This window comes from Erythrobacter litoralis (genome assembly GCF_001719165.1).
GTDB classification, from domain to species: Bacteria; Pseudomonadota; Alphaproteobacteria; order Sphingomonadales; family Sphingomonadaceae; genus Erythrobacter; species Erythrobacter litoralis.
The window spans coordinates 1,836,381-1,852,281 of sequence record NZ_CP017057.1; the positions used below are offsets into that span (position 1 = coordinate 1,836,381).

The 15,901-nt window shown below is 66.8% G+C and carries 11 protein-coding genes; 3 read left to right on the forward strand and 8 right to left on the reverse strand.

The window, feature by feature from the left end; genetic code table 11:
- Nucleotides 1-4 precede the first annotated feature (4 nt).
- Nucleotides 5-1,111, reverse strand: a complete 1,107-nt coding sequence (locus Ga0102493_RS08780) for an NAD(P)H-dependent flavin oxidoreductase (protein WP_236922191.1) — start codon at nucleotides 1,109-1,111, stop codon at nucleotides 5-7.
- A 175-nt stretch (nucleotides 1,112-1,286) separates the two neighbouring features.
- Here Ga0102493_RS08780 and Ga0102493_RS08785 point away from each other — a divergent pair, with 175 nt between their 5' ends.
- A complete protein-coding gene (locus tag Ga0102493_RS08785) occupies nucleotides 1,287-2,057 on the forward strand; it encodes a crotonase/enoyl-CoA hydratase family protein (RefSeq protein WP_034901141.1) in 771 nt (256 codons plus the stop codon).
- Nucleotides 2,058-2,072: 15 nt separating this feature from the next.
- Here Ga0102493_RS08785 and Ga0102493_RS08790 read toward each other — a convergent pair whose 3' ends face one another.
- From Ga0102493_RS08790 to Ga0102493_RS08800, 3 genes are all read right to left on the reverse strand, one after another.
- The gene (locus Ga0102493_RS08790; RefSeq protein ID WP_051697596.1) at nucleotides 2,073-2,828 is read right to left on the reverse strand and encodes a sulfite exporter TauE/SafE family protein; all 756 of its coding nucleotides are present in this window, start codon (nucleotides 2,826-2,828) and stop codon (nucleotides 2,073-2,075) included.
- Nucleotides 2,829-2,863: 35 nt separating this feature from the next.
- Nucleotides 2,864-5,626: a preprotein translocase subunit SecA gene (secA, locus tag Ga0102493_RS08795; RefSeq protein ID WP_034901139.1), complete on the reverse strand. Its 2,763-nt coding sequence runs from the start codon at nucleotides 5,624-5,626 to the stop codon at nucleotides 2,864-2,866.
- A 125-nt stretch (nucleotides 5,627-5,751) separates the two neighbouring features.
- Complete coding sequence (locus Ga0102493_RS08800; RefSeq protein ID WP_034901136.1) at nucleotides 5,752-6,027, reverse strand: hypothetical protein; 276 nt, start codon at nucleotides 6,025-6,027, stop codon at nucleotides 5,752-5,754.
- A 109-nt stretch (nucleotides 6,028-6,136) separates the two neighbouring features.
- On the opposite strand from Ga0102493_RS08800, the gene argJ reads away from it, so the two are divergent.
- Both argJ and Ga0102493_RS08810 read left to right on the forward strand, forming a co-directional pair.
- Entirely contained in the window at nucleotides 6,137-7,363 is a 1,227-nt protein-coding gene (gene argJ, locus Ga0102493_RS08805; protein WP_034901134.1) for a bifunctional glutamate N-acetyltransferase/amino-acid acetyltransferase ArgJ, read from the forward strand.
- On the forward strand, nucleotides 7,360-8,166 hold the full coding sequence (locus Ga0102493_RS08810; protein WP_034901132.1) for an inositol monophosphatase family protein: 807 nt from the start codon (nucleotides 7,360-7,362) through the stop codon (nucleotides 8,164-8,166). The genes argJ and Ga0102493_RS08810 overlap by 4 nt, the downstream gene beginning before the upstream one ends.
- A 43-nt stretch (nucleotides 8,167-8,209) precedes the next feature.
- Here Ga0102493_RS08810 and trxA read toward each other — a convergent pair whose 3' ends face one another.
- The 4 genes from trxA to Ga0102493_RS08830 are packed head-to-tail and all read right to left on the reverse strand — an operon-like array spanning nucleotide 8,210 to nucleotide 15,881.
- Nucleotides 8,210-8,530, reverse strand: coding sequence for a thioredoxin (gene trxA, locus Ga0102493_RS08815; protein WP_034901129.1), 321 nt, complete (start codon nucleotides 8,528-8,530; stop codon nucleotides 8,210-8,212).
- 58 nt (nucleotides 8,531-8,588) lie between these two features.
- Nucleotides 8,589-12,122: a double-strand break repair helicase AddA gene (gene addA / locus Ga0102493_RS08820; RefSeq protein WP_034901125.1), complete on the reverse strand. Its 3,534-nt coding sequence runs from the start codon at nucleotides 12,120-12,122 to the stop codon at nucleotides 8,589-8,591.
- A complete protein-coding gene (locus tag Ga0102493_RS08825; RefSeq protein WP_034901122.1) occupies nucleotides 12,119-15,184 on the reverse strand; it encodes a PD-(D/E)XK nuclease family protein in 3,066 nt (1,021 codons plus the stop codon). Before Ga0102493_RS08825 ends, addA begins: the two co-directional genes overlap by 4 nt.
- Nucleotides 15,185-15,191: 7 nt before the next feature.
- The gene (locus Ga0102493_RS08830; RefSeq protein ID WP_034901119.1) at nucleotides 15,192-15,881 is read right to left on the reverse strand and encodes a nucleotidyltransferase family protein; all 690 of its coding nucleotides are present in this window, start codon (nucleotides 15,879-15,881) and stop codon (nucleotides 15,192-15,194) included.
- Between the last annotated feature and the right edge of the window lie 20 nt (nucleotides 15,882-15,901).

Sequence of the window (15,901 nt, forward strand, 5' to 3'; positions counted from 1 at the left end):
ATTCCTATCCGATCGCCGCGGCAAGGTGCTCGAAGCCCTCCGCGAATTCGCTCTTGAAGTCCTGCACCACGCCGCCCGCGCTCCTGATTTCGGTGACGAGACCCACGCCCTGTCCAACGAAATAGGAGCACAGCTCCCTTGCTTTGGGATTGCCGTTCACCGCGGCCTTGTCGATCGCCCGCAGGACCGGTTCGCTCAGCAGCATCATCAGCGGCATCGGCAGGGCTGGCAGCCCTGCTTCCTCCCAACGTGCATGCCAGCCCGAGCGCAGCTGGCGGGAATATTTTCCGGTCCGGTATTTGGAACGGATCGTGTCGCGGCTCGATGCGGCGATCATCTTCTCGCGAAAGACTTCGTGAGTCTCGGCCTCGGTGGTGGCGAGCCAGACGCTGCCGCACCACGCGCCGGCCGCGCCCATCGCCATCATGCCGGCCATCTGCCGCCCGTTCATGATGCCCCCCGCCGCGAGCACCGGTATGTCGGCGCGCGCGCGTTCGACCGCGTCCAGCACTTCGGGGACGAGTACAATCGTGCTTACCTCGCCGCAATGTCCTCCGCCTTCCCCGCCCTGCGCGATAAGGATGTCGACCCCGGCCTCGATCTGCTTGATAGCGTGCTCCTTGGCCCCCACCAGCGCCGCCACCGGGATGCCGTGCCTGCGGCCCGCCTCGATCATTTCCGGGGGCGCGGTGCCGAGCGCATTGGCGATGAGCCTTACCGGGTGGTTGAAGCTGACCTCGAGCAATTCCTGCCCGAGCGAGGTGTTGGGCCGCGCCGAGCCAGGCACGGGACCGGCCTCCTCCAGTTCGACCCCGGCATCGGCCAGCAGCCTTGCGGTCATGTCGCGATATTCCGACGGGATGGCCGCAAGGATCTCCTGCGTGGTTATCGACTGGTCGACGGCCTGCACTTCGGGAATGAGGACATCGACGCCATAGGGCTTGCCCTCGACATGGTCGTCGATCCAGCGCAGTTCCGTCTCGAGCTGCTCGGGCGTGTAGCTGACCGCGCCGAGCACTCCGAAACCGCCCGCGCGGCTGACCGCGGCGACCACGTCGCGGCAATGCGAAAACGCGAAGAGCGGGAATTCGCATCCCACCATTTCCGTCATTCTGAACGGCATATTTTCCCTCCCGAACATACTCCCCGATCAAGCCTGAACTAGGACAGGTCTGCGATCTTTTCCAGCAGCCCCGCCGCCAACCGCGCCGCAAGCCATGGCGCACCACGCGAGGCCGATGCTACCGGGCGATCATACGCCAAACAGCCAGCGAGGTATCGCAGCCATGACGCATCCCGTTCTGGTCGAGGACGAAGGCCCGGTCCGCATCGTGACCATCAATCGCCCTGAGCGGCGCAATCCTGTCGATCGCGACACGGCCGCAGCGCTCGCAGAGGCATTTCGCACCTTCGACAAGGATCCGGCGGCTCTCGTCGCGGTCCTTCAAGGTGCCGGAGGCACGTTCTGCGCCGGCGCCGATCTGAAAAGCTTCGCCGAGGGCGCCGGCAACCGGGTCAGCCCTGATGGCGACGGGCCCATGGGACCGACGCGCCTTGCGCTGTCGAAACCCGTCATCGCTGCGGTATCCGGCCATGCGGTCGCAGGCGGGCTTGAACTCGCCTGCTGGTGCGATCTGCGGGTGGTCGAAGAAGACGCCGTGTTCGGCGTGTTCTGTCGCCGATGGGGCGTGCCGCTGATCGACGGGGGCACTGTCCGGCTGCCGCGCATCGTCGGACGCGGGCGAGCGCTCGACATGATCCTCACCGGACGACCGGTTGGCGCCGAAGAGGCTCGAGACATCGGGCTCGCCACCCGCGTTGTCGCGAAGGGGAGCGCGCTTGAGGAGGCAGTCGCGCTGGCCCGGGAAATCGCCCGCTTTCCCCAGGCGACGATGCGATCCGACCGGCAGTCGCTTTATCTCGGCGAAGCTCTGGAGGTCGAGGCGGCGATGGCGATCGAGCTCGAACTCGGCATCGGCAACCTCGAGGAAGGCCGTGCGGGCGCCGGGCGATTTTCCGCCGGGCGCGGCCGGGCGGGAGATTTCGAGGACATCTAGCGCGAAGGGATCGCGCTAAAGCCCGGCGAGAAGCCGCAGGCCAACGATCATGACGAGCAGTGCGGTGAGCCACCTGATCCAGCGGCCCGGCAGGAATCGCAGCGCGAGCAGGCTTCCCGCCTGCCCCCCGATCACCACCGCGAGCAGCAGGGGAAGTCCCGCACCGATGGCAGTGCCGAACGCTTCGGGACCGCGCTTGACCAGCTGGCCGGCGAGGCCGAAGAGCGAATTGACAAGGATGAAAAAGCTCGCAGTCGCGGCAATCGCCCGCGCCTCGCGCCAGCGGGTCAGGTGCAGCAGCGGGGCGAGGAAGATACCGCCACCGATCCCGACCAGCCCGGCAAGATAGCCTAGCGGCGCGGCAAGGACCGGCATTGCCCGGGCCCCGCGAGAAGGTTCCTCGGCGCGCACCTCGCTCAGCGGAAGCAGCATAGTGATACCGGTGAGGACGAGGCTCCCCCCAAGCAAGGCAAGGAACGTCGTCCGGTCGATCGGGGTCAAGCCGCCGAAAAACGCCGCGGGGGCCGCCAGAGCGGTGACGAGCGCCGCCCCGCGCCATGGCAACACGCCCGCCCGGGCAAAGCGCAGGGTCGATCCCGCCACGACCAGGATGTTGCAGGCAAGCACAAGCAGCGGAAGCAGGCGGTAATCGAGCCCCGACAGCGCAAGCAGCGCCGCATAGGTCGATCCGCCGCCGAACCCGACGCTCGCATAAAGCAGCGCGGTCGCGGCGAAGGCGAGGACGAGCAGGATCGGAACCGCGCCGATCACATCCCCCGCCCGCTACCGGTTACGCTTCCGCCGCCTCAGGCGATCTGCCGGGCCCCGGCCGCGCCGTGGCAATGCTTGTACTTGTTGCCGCTGCCGCAGGGGCACGGCGCATTGCGGCTGATATTGAGGTTGGCATAGGGGTTTTCGCGGTTCGCGCCGCCCGGGCCGGCCGCGGCGCGCGGGCTTCCGGCGAGCGAGCCGAACAGTTCCGGACGCTCCTCCGACCCGTCATCATCGTCCGAATTGTCGAGCCCGGTCAGCGGGTCGATATGGCCGGTTAGGAAATCGGGCAGGTCAGGCAGGCTCACCGGCGCAGGCTGTGCAGGGCGGAATTCGTTCTTGAACAGGAACTTGGTCACATCCTCGCGCAGCTTGTCGAGCATGGTCTCGAACAGGCCGAAAGCTTCCTGCTTGTATTCGTTGATCGGCTGCTTCTGCGCGATGCCGCGCATCCAGATGACCTGCCTGAGCGCGTCGAGCGTCGCGAGGTGGTCCTTCCAGTGGTGGTCGAGCTGGCGCAGCAGGATTTCCTTTTCCGCGCGGCGCCAGTCGGCTTCCTCGAAACGGGCGATCTTCTCGTCCATGATCGCATCGGTCCGCTCGCGCAGCCGTTCCTCTATCAGTTCGGGTTCGACCTGGTCTTCCTCGAGCCATTCATCGAGCGGGACCTCGACCCCGAAGACCTCGTCGATGCGCTCCCTGAGCCCGGCAATGTCCCATTGTTCGGGATAGGAACCGGGCGGGCAGGCACCCGAGACGACCGCGTTGATCGTGTCGTGGCGCATGTCGACGACAACATCGTCGACCGCTTCGGCATCCATGATCTCGGCGCGCTGTTCATAGATGACCTTGCGCTGGTCGTTCATCACGTCGTCGTACTGGACGACGTTCTTGCGCGCGTCGTAATTGCGCGCCTCGACCTTCTTCTGCGCGGTCTCGATCGCCTTCGACAGCCATTTGGAGCCGATCGCCTCGCCGTCCTGGAGGTTCGAATTCATCATCTTGGCGAACAGGGTGTCGGGGCCGAAGATGCGCAGGAGGTCGTCTTCGAGGCAGAGGTAGAAGCGCGACAGGCCCGGGTCGCCCTGACGGCCAGAGCGGCCGCGCAGCTGGTTGTCGATCCGGCGCGATTCATGCCGTTCGGTGCCGAGCACGAACAGGCCGCCGGCTTCGAGCACCTTCTGCTTTTCCTCCTCGAGCTCGCGCTTGATCCGCTCGATCGCCTCGTCGCGTTCGGGCCCCTCGGGCATGTCGCCGAGTTCGTCATTGATCCGGAATTCGAGATTGCCGCCAAGCTGGATGTCGGTCCCGCGGCCGGCCATGTTGGTCGCGATGGTCACCGCACCGAGCCGCCCGGCCTGCGCGACGATCCCCGCCTCGCGCTCGTGCTGGCGGGCGTTCAGCACCTCGTGCTTCACGCCTTCCTTGTCGAGGAACTGCGAGAGGAGTTCGGACTTCTCGATCGAGACCGTGCCGACCAGGATCGGCTGGCCGATGGCGTTCTTTTCCTGGATCGCCTTGGCGATGGCCTGGAACTTGTCGATCGTGTTCTTGTAGAACTCGTCCTCCTCGTCGATCCGCTGGACCGGCTTGTTGGTCGGGATCTCGACGACGTTGACCTTGTAGATGTCCCAGAATTCCGCCGCCTCGGTGGCCGCGGTCCCGGTCATGCCGGACAGCTTGGGATACATCCGGAAATAGTTCTGGAAGGTGATCGAGGCCATCGTCTGGTTTTCCGGCTCGATCTTGACGCCTTCCTTGGCCTCGACCGCCTGGTGCAGGCCGTTCGACCAGCGTCGGCCTTCCATCATGCGGCCGGTGAATTCATCGATGATGACGACCTTGTCGTCCTTGACGATGTAGTCGGTGTCGCGCTGGCGGGCGAAATTCGCGACCAGCGCCTGATCGAGATGGTGGACGACCTGCGTGTTCTCGACATCGTAGAGGTTTTCGGTTTCGAGCAGTTCCTTTTCGACGAGAATCTTCTCGACCTCGTCGATCCCGTCTTCGGTCAGCTGGACGCGCTTGGTCTTCTCGTCGATGTCGAGCCAGTCCTTCGGGATCTGCTTCGCCACCTCGTCGAGAGCGACATAAAGATCGGACTTGTCCTCGGTCGGGCCGGAGATGATGAGCGGCGTGCGAGCCTCGTCGATCAGGATCGAATCCACCTCATCGACGATCGCGTAATTGAACGGGCGCTGCACCATCGATCCGCGATCGTGCTTCATGTTGTCGCGCAGGTAGTCGAAGCCGAACTCGTTGTTCGTCCCGTAGGTGATGTCGGCGTTATAGGCTTCTCGCTTCGAATATTCGTCCATGTTGGGAACGATCACGCCGACGCTGAGGCCGAGCCAGCCATAGAGCTGCCCCATCCATTCCGCGTCGCGCCGGGCAAGGTAATCGTTGACCGTTACGACATGGACGCCCTTGCCCTCTAGCGCGTTGAGATAAACGGCCAGCGTGGCGACCAGCGTCTTGCCCTCGCCGGTTCGCATCTCGGCGATCTCCCCGCGGTGGAGAACGATGCCGCCGATCATCTGCACGTCGAAATGGCGCATGCCGAGGACACGGAACGAAGCTTCGCGCACGGTGGCGAAAGCTTCGGGCAGGATGTCGTCGAGGCTCGCGCCGTTATCCAGCATCTCGCGCAGCTTGGGCGTCTGGGCCTTCAGCTCTTCGTCGGAGAGCGAATTGATCCGCCCTTCGAGCGCGTTGATTTCATTCACGATCTTGCCGAGCGATTTGACGTAGCGGTCGTTCGACGAACCGAAGACGGACTTCATGAGGGTGTTCAACATGGATCGAAACCTGCGTTTGGCATCGGTCCCATGGCGCGGGACCGGAGAATATCGGGGAAGGGTTCGCGCCATCTACGGACGCGCGGGTGCCTGCCGCGCGGGCAGGCGTAACTGTGGCCGGAAGCCTATTCGAGCGCGCGCTCGACCCCCATCAGGACCGGCATGCGCAGCACGCGCGGGCGCGGCACGGGCGAGGTCCGCCGGGTCTCACGGCAGCGCCGTGCGGCCTTGTCGGGCGCATCGAGGCGCTTCGCCGGAAGATGGGCGCGGCTTTCTGCCGCCTCGGCGGAAGCGCCGATATTGCAGGCCGCAAGCGGGCCGGCCGACGACGCATGCGCCGTGCCGCTGAGCGCGGCAAGGCCCGAAAGCAGGGCCAGGAGGGCGAGAATATGACGCGTCATCGCCCGCGCAAATAGGCACTTTTGCCGCATACGTCCACCTCGCAAGCTCAATCGCAGCGCAATATTGCGCCGTTTACTCGCGTGCTGGCGGGGGTTAAGCGCGCCTCTCATGGACCTCGATTCCTCGCCCCTCGCCCTTCCCTTCCCCGACATGCCCGCGATTTCCGGGGTGCGTCTGCGCGCCGTACAAGCGCGATACAAGGACTGGGACCGGGCCGATCTCACCTTTGCCGAATTCGCCCCGGGAACCAGCCTCGCGGGTGTCTTCACGAAAAGCGCCTGCGCCTCGAGCGAGGTGGAACTCGGCCGGACGCAGGTCAAGGCGGGCGCGGCACGGGCGTTGATCGTCAATGCAGGCAATTCCAATGCCTTCACCGGATATCGAGGGCGCGAGGCGGTCGAGGCGATCCAGTCCCAGGTCGCAGAGGCGCTGGGCTGCACGCCATCGCAGGTGCTTGTCTCATCCACCGGTGTGATCGGCGTGCCGCTGCCCAAGGAGAAGGCGCGTGCCGGGATCGAAGCGGCGCTGGAGGCGAAGGAATGCGGTTGGGAGGACGCGGCGCAGGCGATCTCCACCACCGACACTTTTCTCAAGGGTGCACATGCAAGTGCTATGCTCGGCGAAACCCGTGTCGATCTATGCGGCATCGTCAAGGGGTCGGGGATGATCGCGCCCGACATGGCGACCATGCTCGGCTATGTCTTCACTGATGCGGACGTTGCGCCCGGTTTCCTGCAGGAGGCGCTGGAACGCGCCAATGCCGAGACGTTTTCCTGCATCACCGTCGACGGCGACACCTCGACCAGCGACACGGTCCTGGTCTTCGCAACGGGCAAGGCCGGCAACCGCCGGATCGAGGACTGGAACAGCCCCGGCGCAGATGCCTTCGCCGCGGCACTGGCAGATGTCTGCCGCCGCCTCGCCCATCTCGTCGTGCGGGACGGGGAAGGCGCGTCGAAATTCATCACCGTGCGCGTGGCGGGCGCTGCCAGCAACGAAAGCGCGCGCCGCATCGGGCTCGCCATCGCCAATTCGCCGCTGGTCAAGACCGCGATCGCAGGCGAGGACGCGAACTGGGGCCGGGTGGTGATGGCGGTCGGCAAGGCGGGCGAACCGGCGGACCGCGACCGGCTCTCGATCGCGTTCGGTGGCATCTGGACCGCGCGCGAGGGCAATCCGGCCGAGGATTACGACGAGGCCCCGGTGGCCGAACATCTCAAGGGACGCGACATCGATCTCGCCGTCGACCTCGGCATCGGCGAAGGCCGCGCCACGGTTTGGACCTGCGACCTCACCCACGGCTACATCTCGATCAATGCGGATTACCGTTCATGAGTGAATTGACCGCTCTCGACGCCGAGATCCGCGACCTGCTGCGCTTTGCTGCGGAACGGTCAATGCTGCCCCGCTTCCGCGCATTGGCGGAGGGCGACGTCGAGATGAAGGGCGAGGACGATCCCGTCACCGTGGTCGACCGCGAAGTGGAGGACTTCCTTACCGAAGCGCTCACCCGTCTCGCCCCCGGGGTCGCGGTGGTGGGAGAGGAGGCGGTCCACGCGGATGCGGGCGTGCTAGACAACCTTTCGGACCAGTGCTGGATCATCGATCCGCTCGATGGGACAGCGAACTTCACCGAAGGCAAGGAACCCTTCGGCATCATCGTCGCGCTGGCTGATGCCGGGCGCGCGGTCGCGGGGTGGATCTACGACCCCAATCTCGACCGCCTGTGCCATGTCCGTGCCGGGGAAGGCGCGAAGATCAACGGAGAGACAGTGAGCGCGCGAACAACCGGGGAGAACCCGCCGGTGACCGCGGTCAGCCGCATGTTCCTGACCCCCGAAGAGGCCGCGGTTCTCGATGCGAAGCTCGTCGCCCATTATACCCTTGTCGACATCCCGCGCTGCGCGGCCGAGCAATATCCGCGCCTCGTGCTGGGGCAAAACGACGTTTCGACCTTCAAGCGCACCTATCCGTGGGACCATGCCGCGGGCGTGCTCTGGCTGAACGAAGCTGGTGGAAGGGCTGCTCGGCTCGACGGAAGCGAATACCGGGTCGACGACGGCGCTGGAAAGCCCGGCCTTGTCGGCGCGTCGAGCCCTACGATCTGGAACGAATTCATCGCCCACGTCACGGGCTGAGGACGCGCGAGCTTCCGCCTATGCGGAAAGCTCGCGCGGGATATCAGAGTTCGCCCTCAAGCCACTGCTTGAGCTGGCTTTTCGGACGCGCGCCCTGAAGATGCGCGGCGGGCTTGCCGTCCTTGAACAGGACGAGGAAGGGAATGCCCTGCACGCCCATCTCGGTTGGCACGCCGGTATTGGCCATGATGTCCATCTTGGCGATCGTCACCTTTTCGCCGAGTTCATCGCTGATTTCCTCGAGCGCCGGGGCGATCATCTTGCACGGACCGCACCAATCGGCCCAGAAATCGACCAGAACGGGCTTGTCGCTTTCGAGCACGTCGGATTTCCAGCTTTCATCGGTCACATTGACGGTGGCCATAATTCGTCTCCTTCGAGGGGGGCTGTATCTTCTCAACCAAACTAGGGTCAATCGGCGCTCACTCAATATGCATCGGGCCTTCGCGCGGATAGCTTTCCTGCGCCTCGCCCAATCCCCGCTTGTGGATGGGGAGCGTTTCGCCTGGCACTTTGATCAGGACCGGGGCGTGAGTGTAGAGCAACGCGGCGCGCACCTCGCGGCCCGGATAGATCGCCTCGAGCGCGGCCGCATAGGCGGCCATCTGGTGCAGGGCGGCGGCAGGCACTTCTTCAAACCGCGCGGGCGGGCGGCGGGTCGTCTTGAAATCGACCACGGTCACGCAGTCCTGCTCGACCAGTAGCCGGTCGGCGGTCCCGGCGACGACGATCCCTCCGATCGTCGCTGCAAGCGGGACCTCGGCAAGCGCGCCGGGCGCGAAGATCGCGGCGAATTCGGGTTCGGCGAGAACCGCGAGCGCCTGCGCCGCCATTTCCTCACGCGCGGCTCCGTGCAGGTCGTGCGCCTGCCTCTCGAGCCAGCGTGCGGCCACCGCCTCGCGGGCGTCGGGCGCGACATCGGGCAGGCGTTCGAGCAGTCGATGGATCAGGATGCCGCGCCGCGCAGCGTGCGCGGCCCCGTCGCCCGATCCGGCCGAAAGCGGCGGGTCGGCGCCCCGTTCCTCGCCCGCACCGCTGGGCGCGAGCGGGCGCGGCGGGCGTGGTTCGGGACCGACCGGTGTCGTCGCCCATTCAGGCAGCGGCTCCGATGTCCCGCCGAAAGCGACGTCGCCGTCCGGCACCAGCGGTTCGGCCCGGTAGCCGATCTCGCGCCGGGCGCCCCAGATATCGTCCGGCTGATCGTCGCGGGTGAAAAGCGGGGCGAGCCGGAAATACCAGCTGTCCTCGGGCGGTCCCTTCTCGATCTGTTTCGGCCCCAGCGACCCGCCGATGAAAAGCGCCTCTTCCGCTCGCGTCATTGCCACGTAAAGCAGCCGCCAGTGCTCCTGCATCTCGGCGCTCCGGCTGTTCTCGGCCGCCTCGGCAACACGTCCGCACAGCTGGTCCTTGCTCAGACCGGGCACCGGCACCATTCGCCCGGTCGGCTCGCCGAGCGGCATGTCCTCCAGTTCGATCTCGCCGCCCTTACCGGGCTCGCCGGTCGCATCGGCCAGGATCACGATCGGCGCCTGCAGGCCCTTGGAGCCATGGACCGTCATCACTCGCACCTGGCCGGTCCCTTCGCCTGAATCCCTTTTAAGATCGGTCGCTCCCGCGTCGAACCATTCGAGAAAGCCTGCAAGGCTCGGCACATGCGCGCTCTCATAGGCGAAGGCGGCGTTGAGCAGTTCGTCAATCGGATCATTCGCCTCACGCCCTAGCCGCGCAACCAGCTTTTCGCGCCCCCGCCACGGGCCGGTCAGCAGCCAGGACATGAGCGCCTGCGGAGTCTGGTAATCGGCCAGCGCAAGGAGATCGCGCAGCCGCTCGGCGCTCTCCGCGACGAACGGGTCGCCATGTCTGCGCAGATGGTCCCACAGCCGCACGCCCCGTTCACGCACCGCGAAAGCGAGAAGGTCGTCCTGGCTCCACCCGATCAGCGGCGAGACGAGCATGCAGGCGAGCGACAGGTCGTCGCGCGGCTGCGCGGCAAAACGCAGCGCAGCGAGGAGGTCTCGCACCGCCAGCGGCTCGCCCAGACGCAACCGGTCGACGCCAGCCACCGGCACGCCGCAGGCATAAAGCTTGGCGACGATCTGCGCGGCGAGATCCTTGCGCTTGCGCACCAGCACCATGACATCGCCCGGCCCCGCATGGCGCGGCGCGTCCCCCTTCGCGAGCACAAAGGGCTCCCCACCCTTGACCCAGCGTTCGACCTGGAGCGCGATCTTCTCGGCCAGCAGCGTGTCGTGGCGCGGGAGCCAGTTCTTGTCCTCGGCCCCTTCATCCTCGCTCGCATCCTCCGGCGTCTCGTCCGCCGCATCGACCGCACGCACCGGATGCCACAGTGTCACGAGCCCCGGCCGATCCGCGCCCACATGATCCCCCGGCGCGGTGTCGAGCCCGAAGGCTCCATGCCCAAGCGTGAGGATCGCGGAATTGACGAAATCGAGCACCGGGCGTGACGTGCGATAGGACTGGCCGAGATCGAGATCGCGAAAGCGCGGCGCGCGGCGATTGGTCCGCATGCCCTCGATATTCGTTCTCGCCGCCTCGATCCTCGCGCGAACCCGTTCCTTGGCGCGCGCGAAATTCTCCGGGCTCGTGCCCTGGAACCCGAAGATCGCCTGCTTGTAATCGCCCACCGTGAAGATCGTGCGCAGCCGGTCGCCATGCGCGCCTTCGCCCGAGAAGAAATCGTCGATCAGCGCATCGATGATGTCCCATTGCGCCTTGTTCGTGTCCTGCGCCTCGTCGATCAGGATGTGGTCGAAGCGCCGGTCGAGCTTGTAGCGGATCCAGTCGGCCGAAAGCGAACCCGACAGCAGCGCGGCGGCCTTGCGGATGAGGTCGTCGAATTCGAGCAGGCCCTCGCGTTCCTTGGCTTTGCTCCATTTAAGCGCGAAGGCCCGCCCGATTGTCAGCGCATCCTCAAGCAGCGCGGCAAGACCGAGCAGCGCGCACCGTTCGGTGTAGAGCGAGAGAGCTGCGGCGATCTCCTGCTGGCGCTCGGGGATCAGCGGGTCCTGCTTGGTGGGCACTTTCATCAGGCGCGGCTCACCGTCCTTCTTAAGGACCGTGTCGTAGAAGCAGGAAACCAGCTCCGCGCGCGCGGCGGGCGGACAGGACAGCCAGCGTTGGATGAACTCGGCGCAATCGCGCCCGTTCTTCGCATTCCATTGCTGCATGACCGGCAGCATCGCCGATAGATGATGGTCCGGGAAGGTATCGGGATGCAGCACCTCGCTCGCCCATGCCTCATCCGCATCGGCCGGGATCTCGAGCAGGCTGCGGATCCGTTCGGCAAAGGGAGGCTGCCAGCTTCCCGGCCCTTCCCACAATTCGGCCGCTCCGGCGCAGCGCAGCAGCCATCCCCGCAGCGCAGTGGGGTCCTTGCGGGTGACGAAATCTGCGATCGCGCCGGTCAGGCGATCATCCCGGCTGCTTCGCGCTTCCTCGATCATGTCGGTCAGCACGTCGCGGGCGAGCAGTTCGCGGGTGCGATCGTCCATCGGCTGTGCGCCCGGCTGGAGGCCGGCTTCCTGAGGGAAATTCGCGATCAGCCATTGCGAGAAGGCGTGAATCGTGTCGATCCTCAGCCCCCCGCCCGGGCAATCGAGCACGCTCGCGAACAGGGTCCGCGCACGGGCCTGCGTCTCCGGGTCGATGTCCGCGCCGAGATGCCCGAGTTCCTTCCCGAGAGCGGTCGGTTCGAGGCGCACCCAGCGCGCGAGCACGGAATTGATCCGGTTCGCCATTTCCGCCGCACCCGCCTTGGTGAAGGTGAGACACAGGATCTGTCCCGGATCGACCTCCTCGCGCAGCAGCAGGCGCAGCACGCGCGCGGACAGGACCTGGGTCTTGCCTGTCCCCGCCGATGCGGAAAGCCAGACATTGTCCTCGGGATCGACCGCCTCGCGCTGGTTTCCCCTGAGCGCAAAGACCTTGCCGCTCATGCAGCGTCTCCCGTCTTGCCGGGCCCGAGCGTCACGATCCATTCCTGCAGTCGCATCAGCTGGTCGAATTCGTCATAGCCGGGATAATCGGGGTTCTCGCGCGCCCGGAAGGGCTCGTTTCCCCGGATATAGCTGCCGATCGCTTCGGCGAGCCTGTCCTCATGATGCGGCAGGAAGTTCTCTGGCAATAGGCCGCTGCGCTTGCCTTCGGTCTTCATCGGCTGGACGACATAGCCGAAGGCGGGAGTTCCGTCCTTGCCACGGCCCGAATCCCGGCCGAGCGACCAGTATTCGAACCGGCTAGCCTCACCGTGGATGAGCCGGTCGCCGATCGTGAATTCGCCATCGCGCGCGATCAGGCCGAGGACGCCCATCTGCAGCGCGAACCCCTTCTCGACCTGCTTGGCGCTGGGCGGCGTTCCGGTCTTGTAGTCGATGATGGCCAAAGTCCCGTCCGGCATCCGGTCGATGCGGTCGACCCGCCCGCGCACCTCGACGCCGCTCAAGTTCATGCTGCCCTTCGCCTCCCAGGCGACGATCTCGCGCCCCTCGGCCGAGTCCTGCGCGATGCGTTGCTCGAACCAGGCGAGAGCTTCAAGGATGCGCGGTTGCCAAAGCCCCCGGAAAAGCGGGTGGACCGCTTCCCTCTCAAGCCGCGCCTTGGCGAAGGGCACGAGCGGGAGGTCCGGGCGCGCCGCGTGCTCGCCATGCCACGCCTCGAGAATGGCGTGGACCAGCGTGCCGCGCAGCGCCGGGTCGTCGAACGGATCGGCGCTGAGCGCATCGAGCCGCGACAGGCGCAGGATCTCCTTGGCATAGAACTGGTACGGGTCGCCCAGCAGCCGGTCGAGCGAGGTCGCGCTGATCGCCACCTTGCGCTGTTCGGGCGTCGGACGCGGTTCGGGCCTTGCCGCAGGCGGAACAGGCTCCGGCGCGCGGTCGAACCGGCTGAGCAGCGCAGGGATGCGCGTCTCGCGGTGGCGCTCGGCCAGTTTCTCGCCCAGCAGCGCCTCAGCTCTCAGCCAGAAACGGGAGGGCAGCGTCGGCCCTTCGGAATCGCGCTGCGCCCGGCTCAGCACGACCTGCGGCGCTCCCATGGCGCCTGCCAGGTCATGCGCGGCAAGGCCGATGCGAAACTCGGCCCCAGGCACACCCAGCGCACGCAGCACACCGGGGGCAAGCAGCGGATCGGGCGCAGGCGGCTGCGGCCACGTGCCTTCGTTGAGGCCCGCGCAGATGACCAGATCGGCGCGGGCCATGCGCGCTTCGAGCAGGCCGTAGATGGAAATGCGCGGATGGCCTCCATAGGGCGGGCGCACGGCGATTTCGTCCATGCAGTCGCGCACGACCTTTGCCATGTCGCGCGGAGGCAGGAACGTGCCGCAGGCGCGCGCATCGAGCCGCAATTGCTCGACCATGTCGGCAAGCGCCCGCCCGTCCTCGTTCGCCCATACCCTGAGCCCGCACAGGCTCTCGGCAACCTCGGCAAGACGATCGAGCATGTCGGCGAGGGGGCGCGCCTCATCACCGCTTTCGAGCGGTTCGAACAGCGGCGCGACAAGGCGTGCGGCCTCGTCCCACCATTCGCCCTCGTCCGCCCTGTGCGCCAGGCTCCCCAGCGCGGCAAGTTTCGGCGACGGCGATTTTCCCCGCAGGCGGTGGTCGAAACGGCGCAGCGAGCCGAGCCATGCCGCGCGCATTTCAGGGGTATCGGCACGCACGAGCGGATGGGCGAACGCCGCGATCAGCGCGAGCGGGGCGGGTCCCTCACTCATCAGCACCGCGAGAAGGCCGAACATGCGTCCCGCAGCGGTCAGCGCAAGTGGGCGGCCCGCGCTGTCATCGGCGGCGATTTTCCAGCGTGCGAGATGCTGAACGACGCGCCTTGCAAGCGCCCGGTCGGCGGCGACCACGGCGATCCGCCGCTCCGGCTCCTCCAGCGCCTCGCGCACCAGCAGCGCGACCGCCTGTGCCTCCTCCTCGCTCGTGGCGAGTGTCATCAGCCGCACGCCGGACAGGCGCCGTTGCTCGGGCGCAAGCCCGATCCACGCCCTGCTCGCCCTGGGCGGAAGGAAAAGCGAGCTGATCGCGCGGCTGCGCTCGGGCTCGGCAGCAGCCATTCCGCGCCGGTGCCACGGTCGAACCTCGGCCCTGGCTATGCCCATCCGTTCAAGCAGCAGCTTGAGGTGATATTGCGGATGGGTCAGCGCATCGCCATGCGCGAAGACCTCGCCGCCGGGCTCTGGCGCGGCCCCGGCACGGCCGAGTTCTTCCCATGCTGCCTCATCCATGGCGAGGTCGAGATCGGGCAGGACAACCGCCCCATTGGGCAGGTCCGCAATTGTCCGCAGCATCCGCGCGAGCGCCGGCGACGCGCTGGTGACACCGGCGGCGACGATCGGCGTCGCGGGCGGCTCGTCGCGCCACCGCCGCGCAGCGCGTTCGAACAGGAGATTGCGCCGCGTCGCCGCATCGACCGCCCCCAGTTCGTCAAGCCGGATGCGCCAGCGCGCCTGAACCCGCGCGAAGAGCCGCAGCGAAGCCTGCCAGTGCACCGCGAGGTCGCCGAGGAGGTCTCTTACCGGTTCGCCCAGCAGATCCTCCGGCTCCTTCGCCTCGACCAGCAAGCGGTCCATCGTCCGCGCCATGTCCTGCGCCAGCCGGAGCCGCGCCACTCCGGGGAGCGGCGACTCGCTCATGGCGGCGCGCTCCTCATCGATCAGCGCGGCGAGTTCGAGCCAACGGCGGCCCGGCTCGACCGCGGGAGGTATGTCGGCCGCCCCAAGCGGGTCGAGCAGCGCGCCGAGCGCCTCGTCGAGGTCGAGATCGCCCACGGTCACCATGCGCGGCATCAGCAGGCCCGCTTCGCCGGATTGGCCGGCATGGCGGATGAAGGCCTCGGAAATGGTGCGTGCAGCGCGGCTCGAAGGGACTAGCAGGGTCAGTCGGGCCAGGCCGACATCCGGCTCGCGATAACGCGGCACCAGTCCCGCGACGAGCGCGTCCGCGAAACCGCGATGCGCGGCGATCGAATAGACCGCAGGACCGGGTCTCTCTCCCATCCCGCGCTCAGACCCCCGAAAGCGCGGCTTCGGTCGGCGCGATCGCCTGCGGCGTGCCGACCTCGAACCACTGGCCGGTAAAGGAGATGCCGAACAGCCGCCCCTCCTCAATCGCGCGGTTCCAGAGGATATTGGTCGAGAACGGCCCCTCCGGCGCCTCGCGAAGCAGGCGGTGGGAGACGAGCTGGATGCCGGTATAGATGAAGGGTGCGATGCGGCCCGTCCGGCGGCGCGAGAGGAGGCCGCCCGCGTCCATGTAGAAATCACCCGGCCCGCTGAAATTGGCCGCCCGGACATGCGGGACGAGAAGGAGCACCGCATCCATCGCATCCGGGTCCCAGCGCGCCGACAGGTCGGCAAAGGCGTTCTTCGGCCCGTCGAGCCAGATATTGTCCGCGTTGAGGCAAAAGAACGGGTCCGGCAGGTTACCCTGCGCCCGCACCAGCCCGCCGCCCGTTTCCAGAAGCAGGTCGCGCTCGTCCGAGATCGTCACTTTGGGTGACCCGCGTTCGAGAACATGCGCCTCGAGCGCATCGGCAAGGTAATGGACATTGACCACCGCGCGCGCGATGCCCGCATCGTCAAGCCGGTCGAGCGCGTGGTCGATCAGTGCCTTGCCCGCGACCCGCACCAGCGGTTTGGGCTGCGAGGCGGTGAGCGGGCGCATCCTCTTGCCCAGCCCGGCGGCAAGGACCATCGCGGTGTCGCTGGCGAGCG

Excerpts from the sequence above, each read along its gene's own strand:
- Ga0102493_RS08780 (WP_236922191.1), bottom strand. The coding sequence starts at position 1,111 with ATGACGGAAATGGTGGGATGCGAATTCCCGCTCTTCGCGTTTTCGCAT.
- Ga0102493_RS08785 (WP_034901141.1), top strand. The coding sequence starts at position 1,287 with ATGACGCATCCCGTTCTGGTCGAGGACGAAGGCCCGGTCCGCATCGTG.
- secA (WP_034901139.1), bottom strand. The coding sequence starts at position 5,626 with ATGTTGAACACCCTCATGAAGTCCGTCTTCGGTTCGTCGAACGACCGC.
- Ga0102493_RS08800 (WP_034901136.1), bottom strand. The coding sequence starts at position 6,027 with ATGACGCGTCATATTCTCGCCCTCCTGGCCCTGCTTTCGGGCCTTGCC.
- argJ (WP_034901134.1), top strand. The coding sequence starts at position 6,137 with ATGGACCTCGATTCCTCGCCCCTCGCCCTTCCCTTCCCCGACATGCCC.
- Ga0102493_RS08810 (WP_034901132.1), top strand. The coding sequence starts at position 7,360 with ATGAGTGAATTGACCGCTCTCGACGCCGAGATCCGCGACCTGCTGCGC.
- trxA (WP_034901129.1), bottom strand. The coding sequence starts at position 8,530 with ATGGCCACCGTCAATGTGACCGATGAAAGCTGGAAATCCGACGTGCTC.
- addA (WP_034901125.1), bottom strand. The coding sequence starts at position 12,122 with ATGAGCGGCAAGGTCTTTGCGCTCAGGGGAAACCAGCGCGAGGCGGTC.
- Ga0102493_RS08825 (WP_034901122.1), bottom strand. The coding sequence starts at position 15,184 with ATGGGAGAGAGACCCGGTCCTGCGGTCTATTCGATCGCCGCGCATCGC.
- Ga0102493_RS08830 (WP_034901119.1), bottom strand. The coding sequence starts at position 15,881 with ATGGTCCTTGCCGCCGGGCTGGGCAAGAGGATGCGCCCGCTCACCGCC.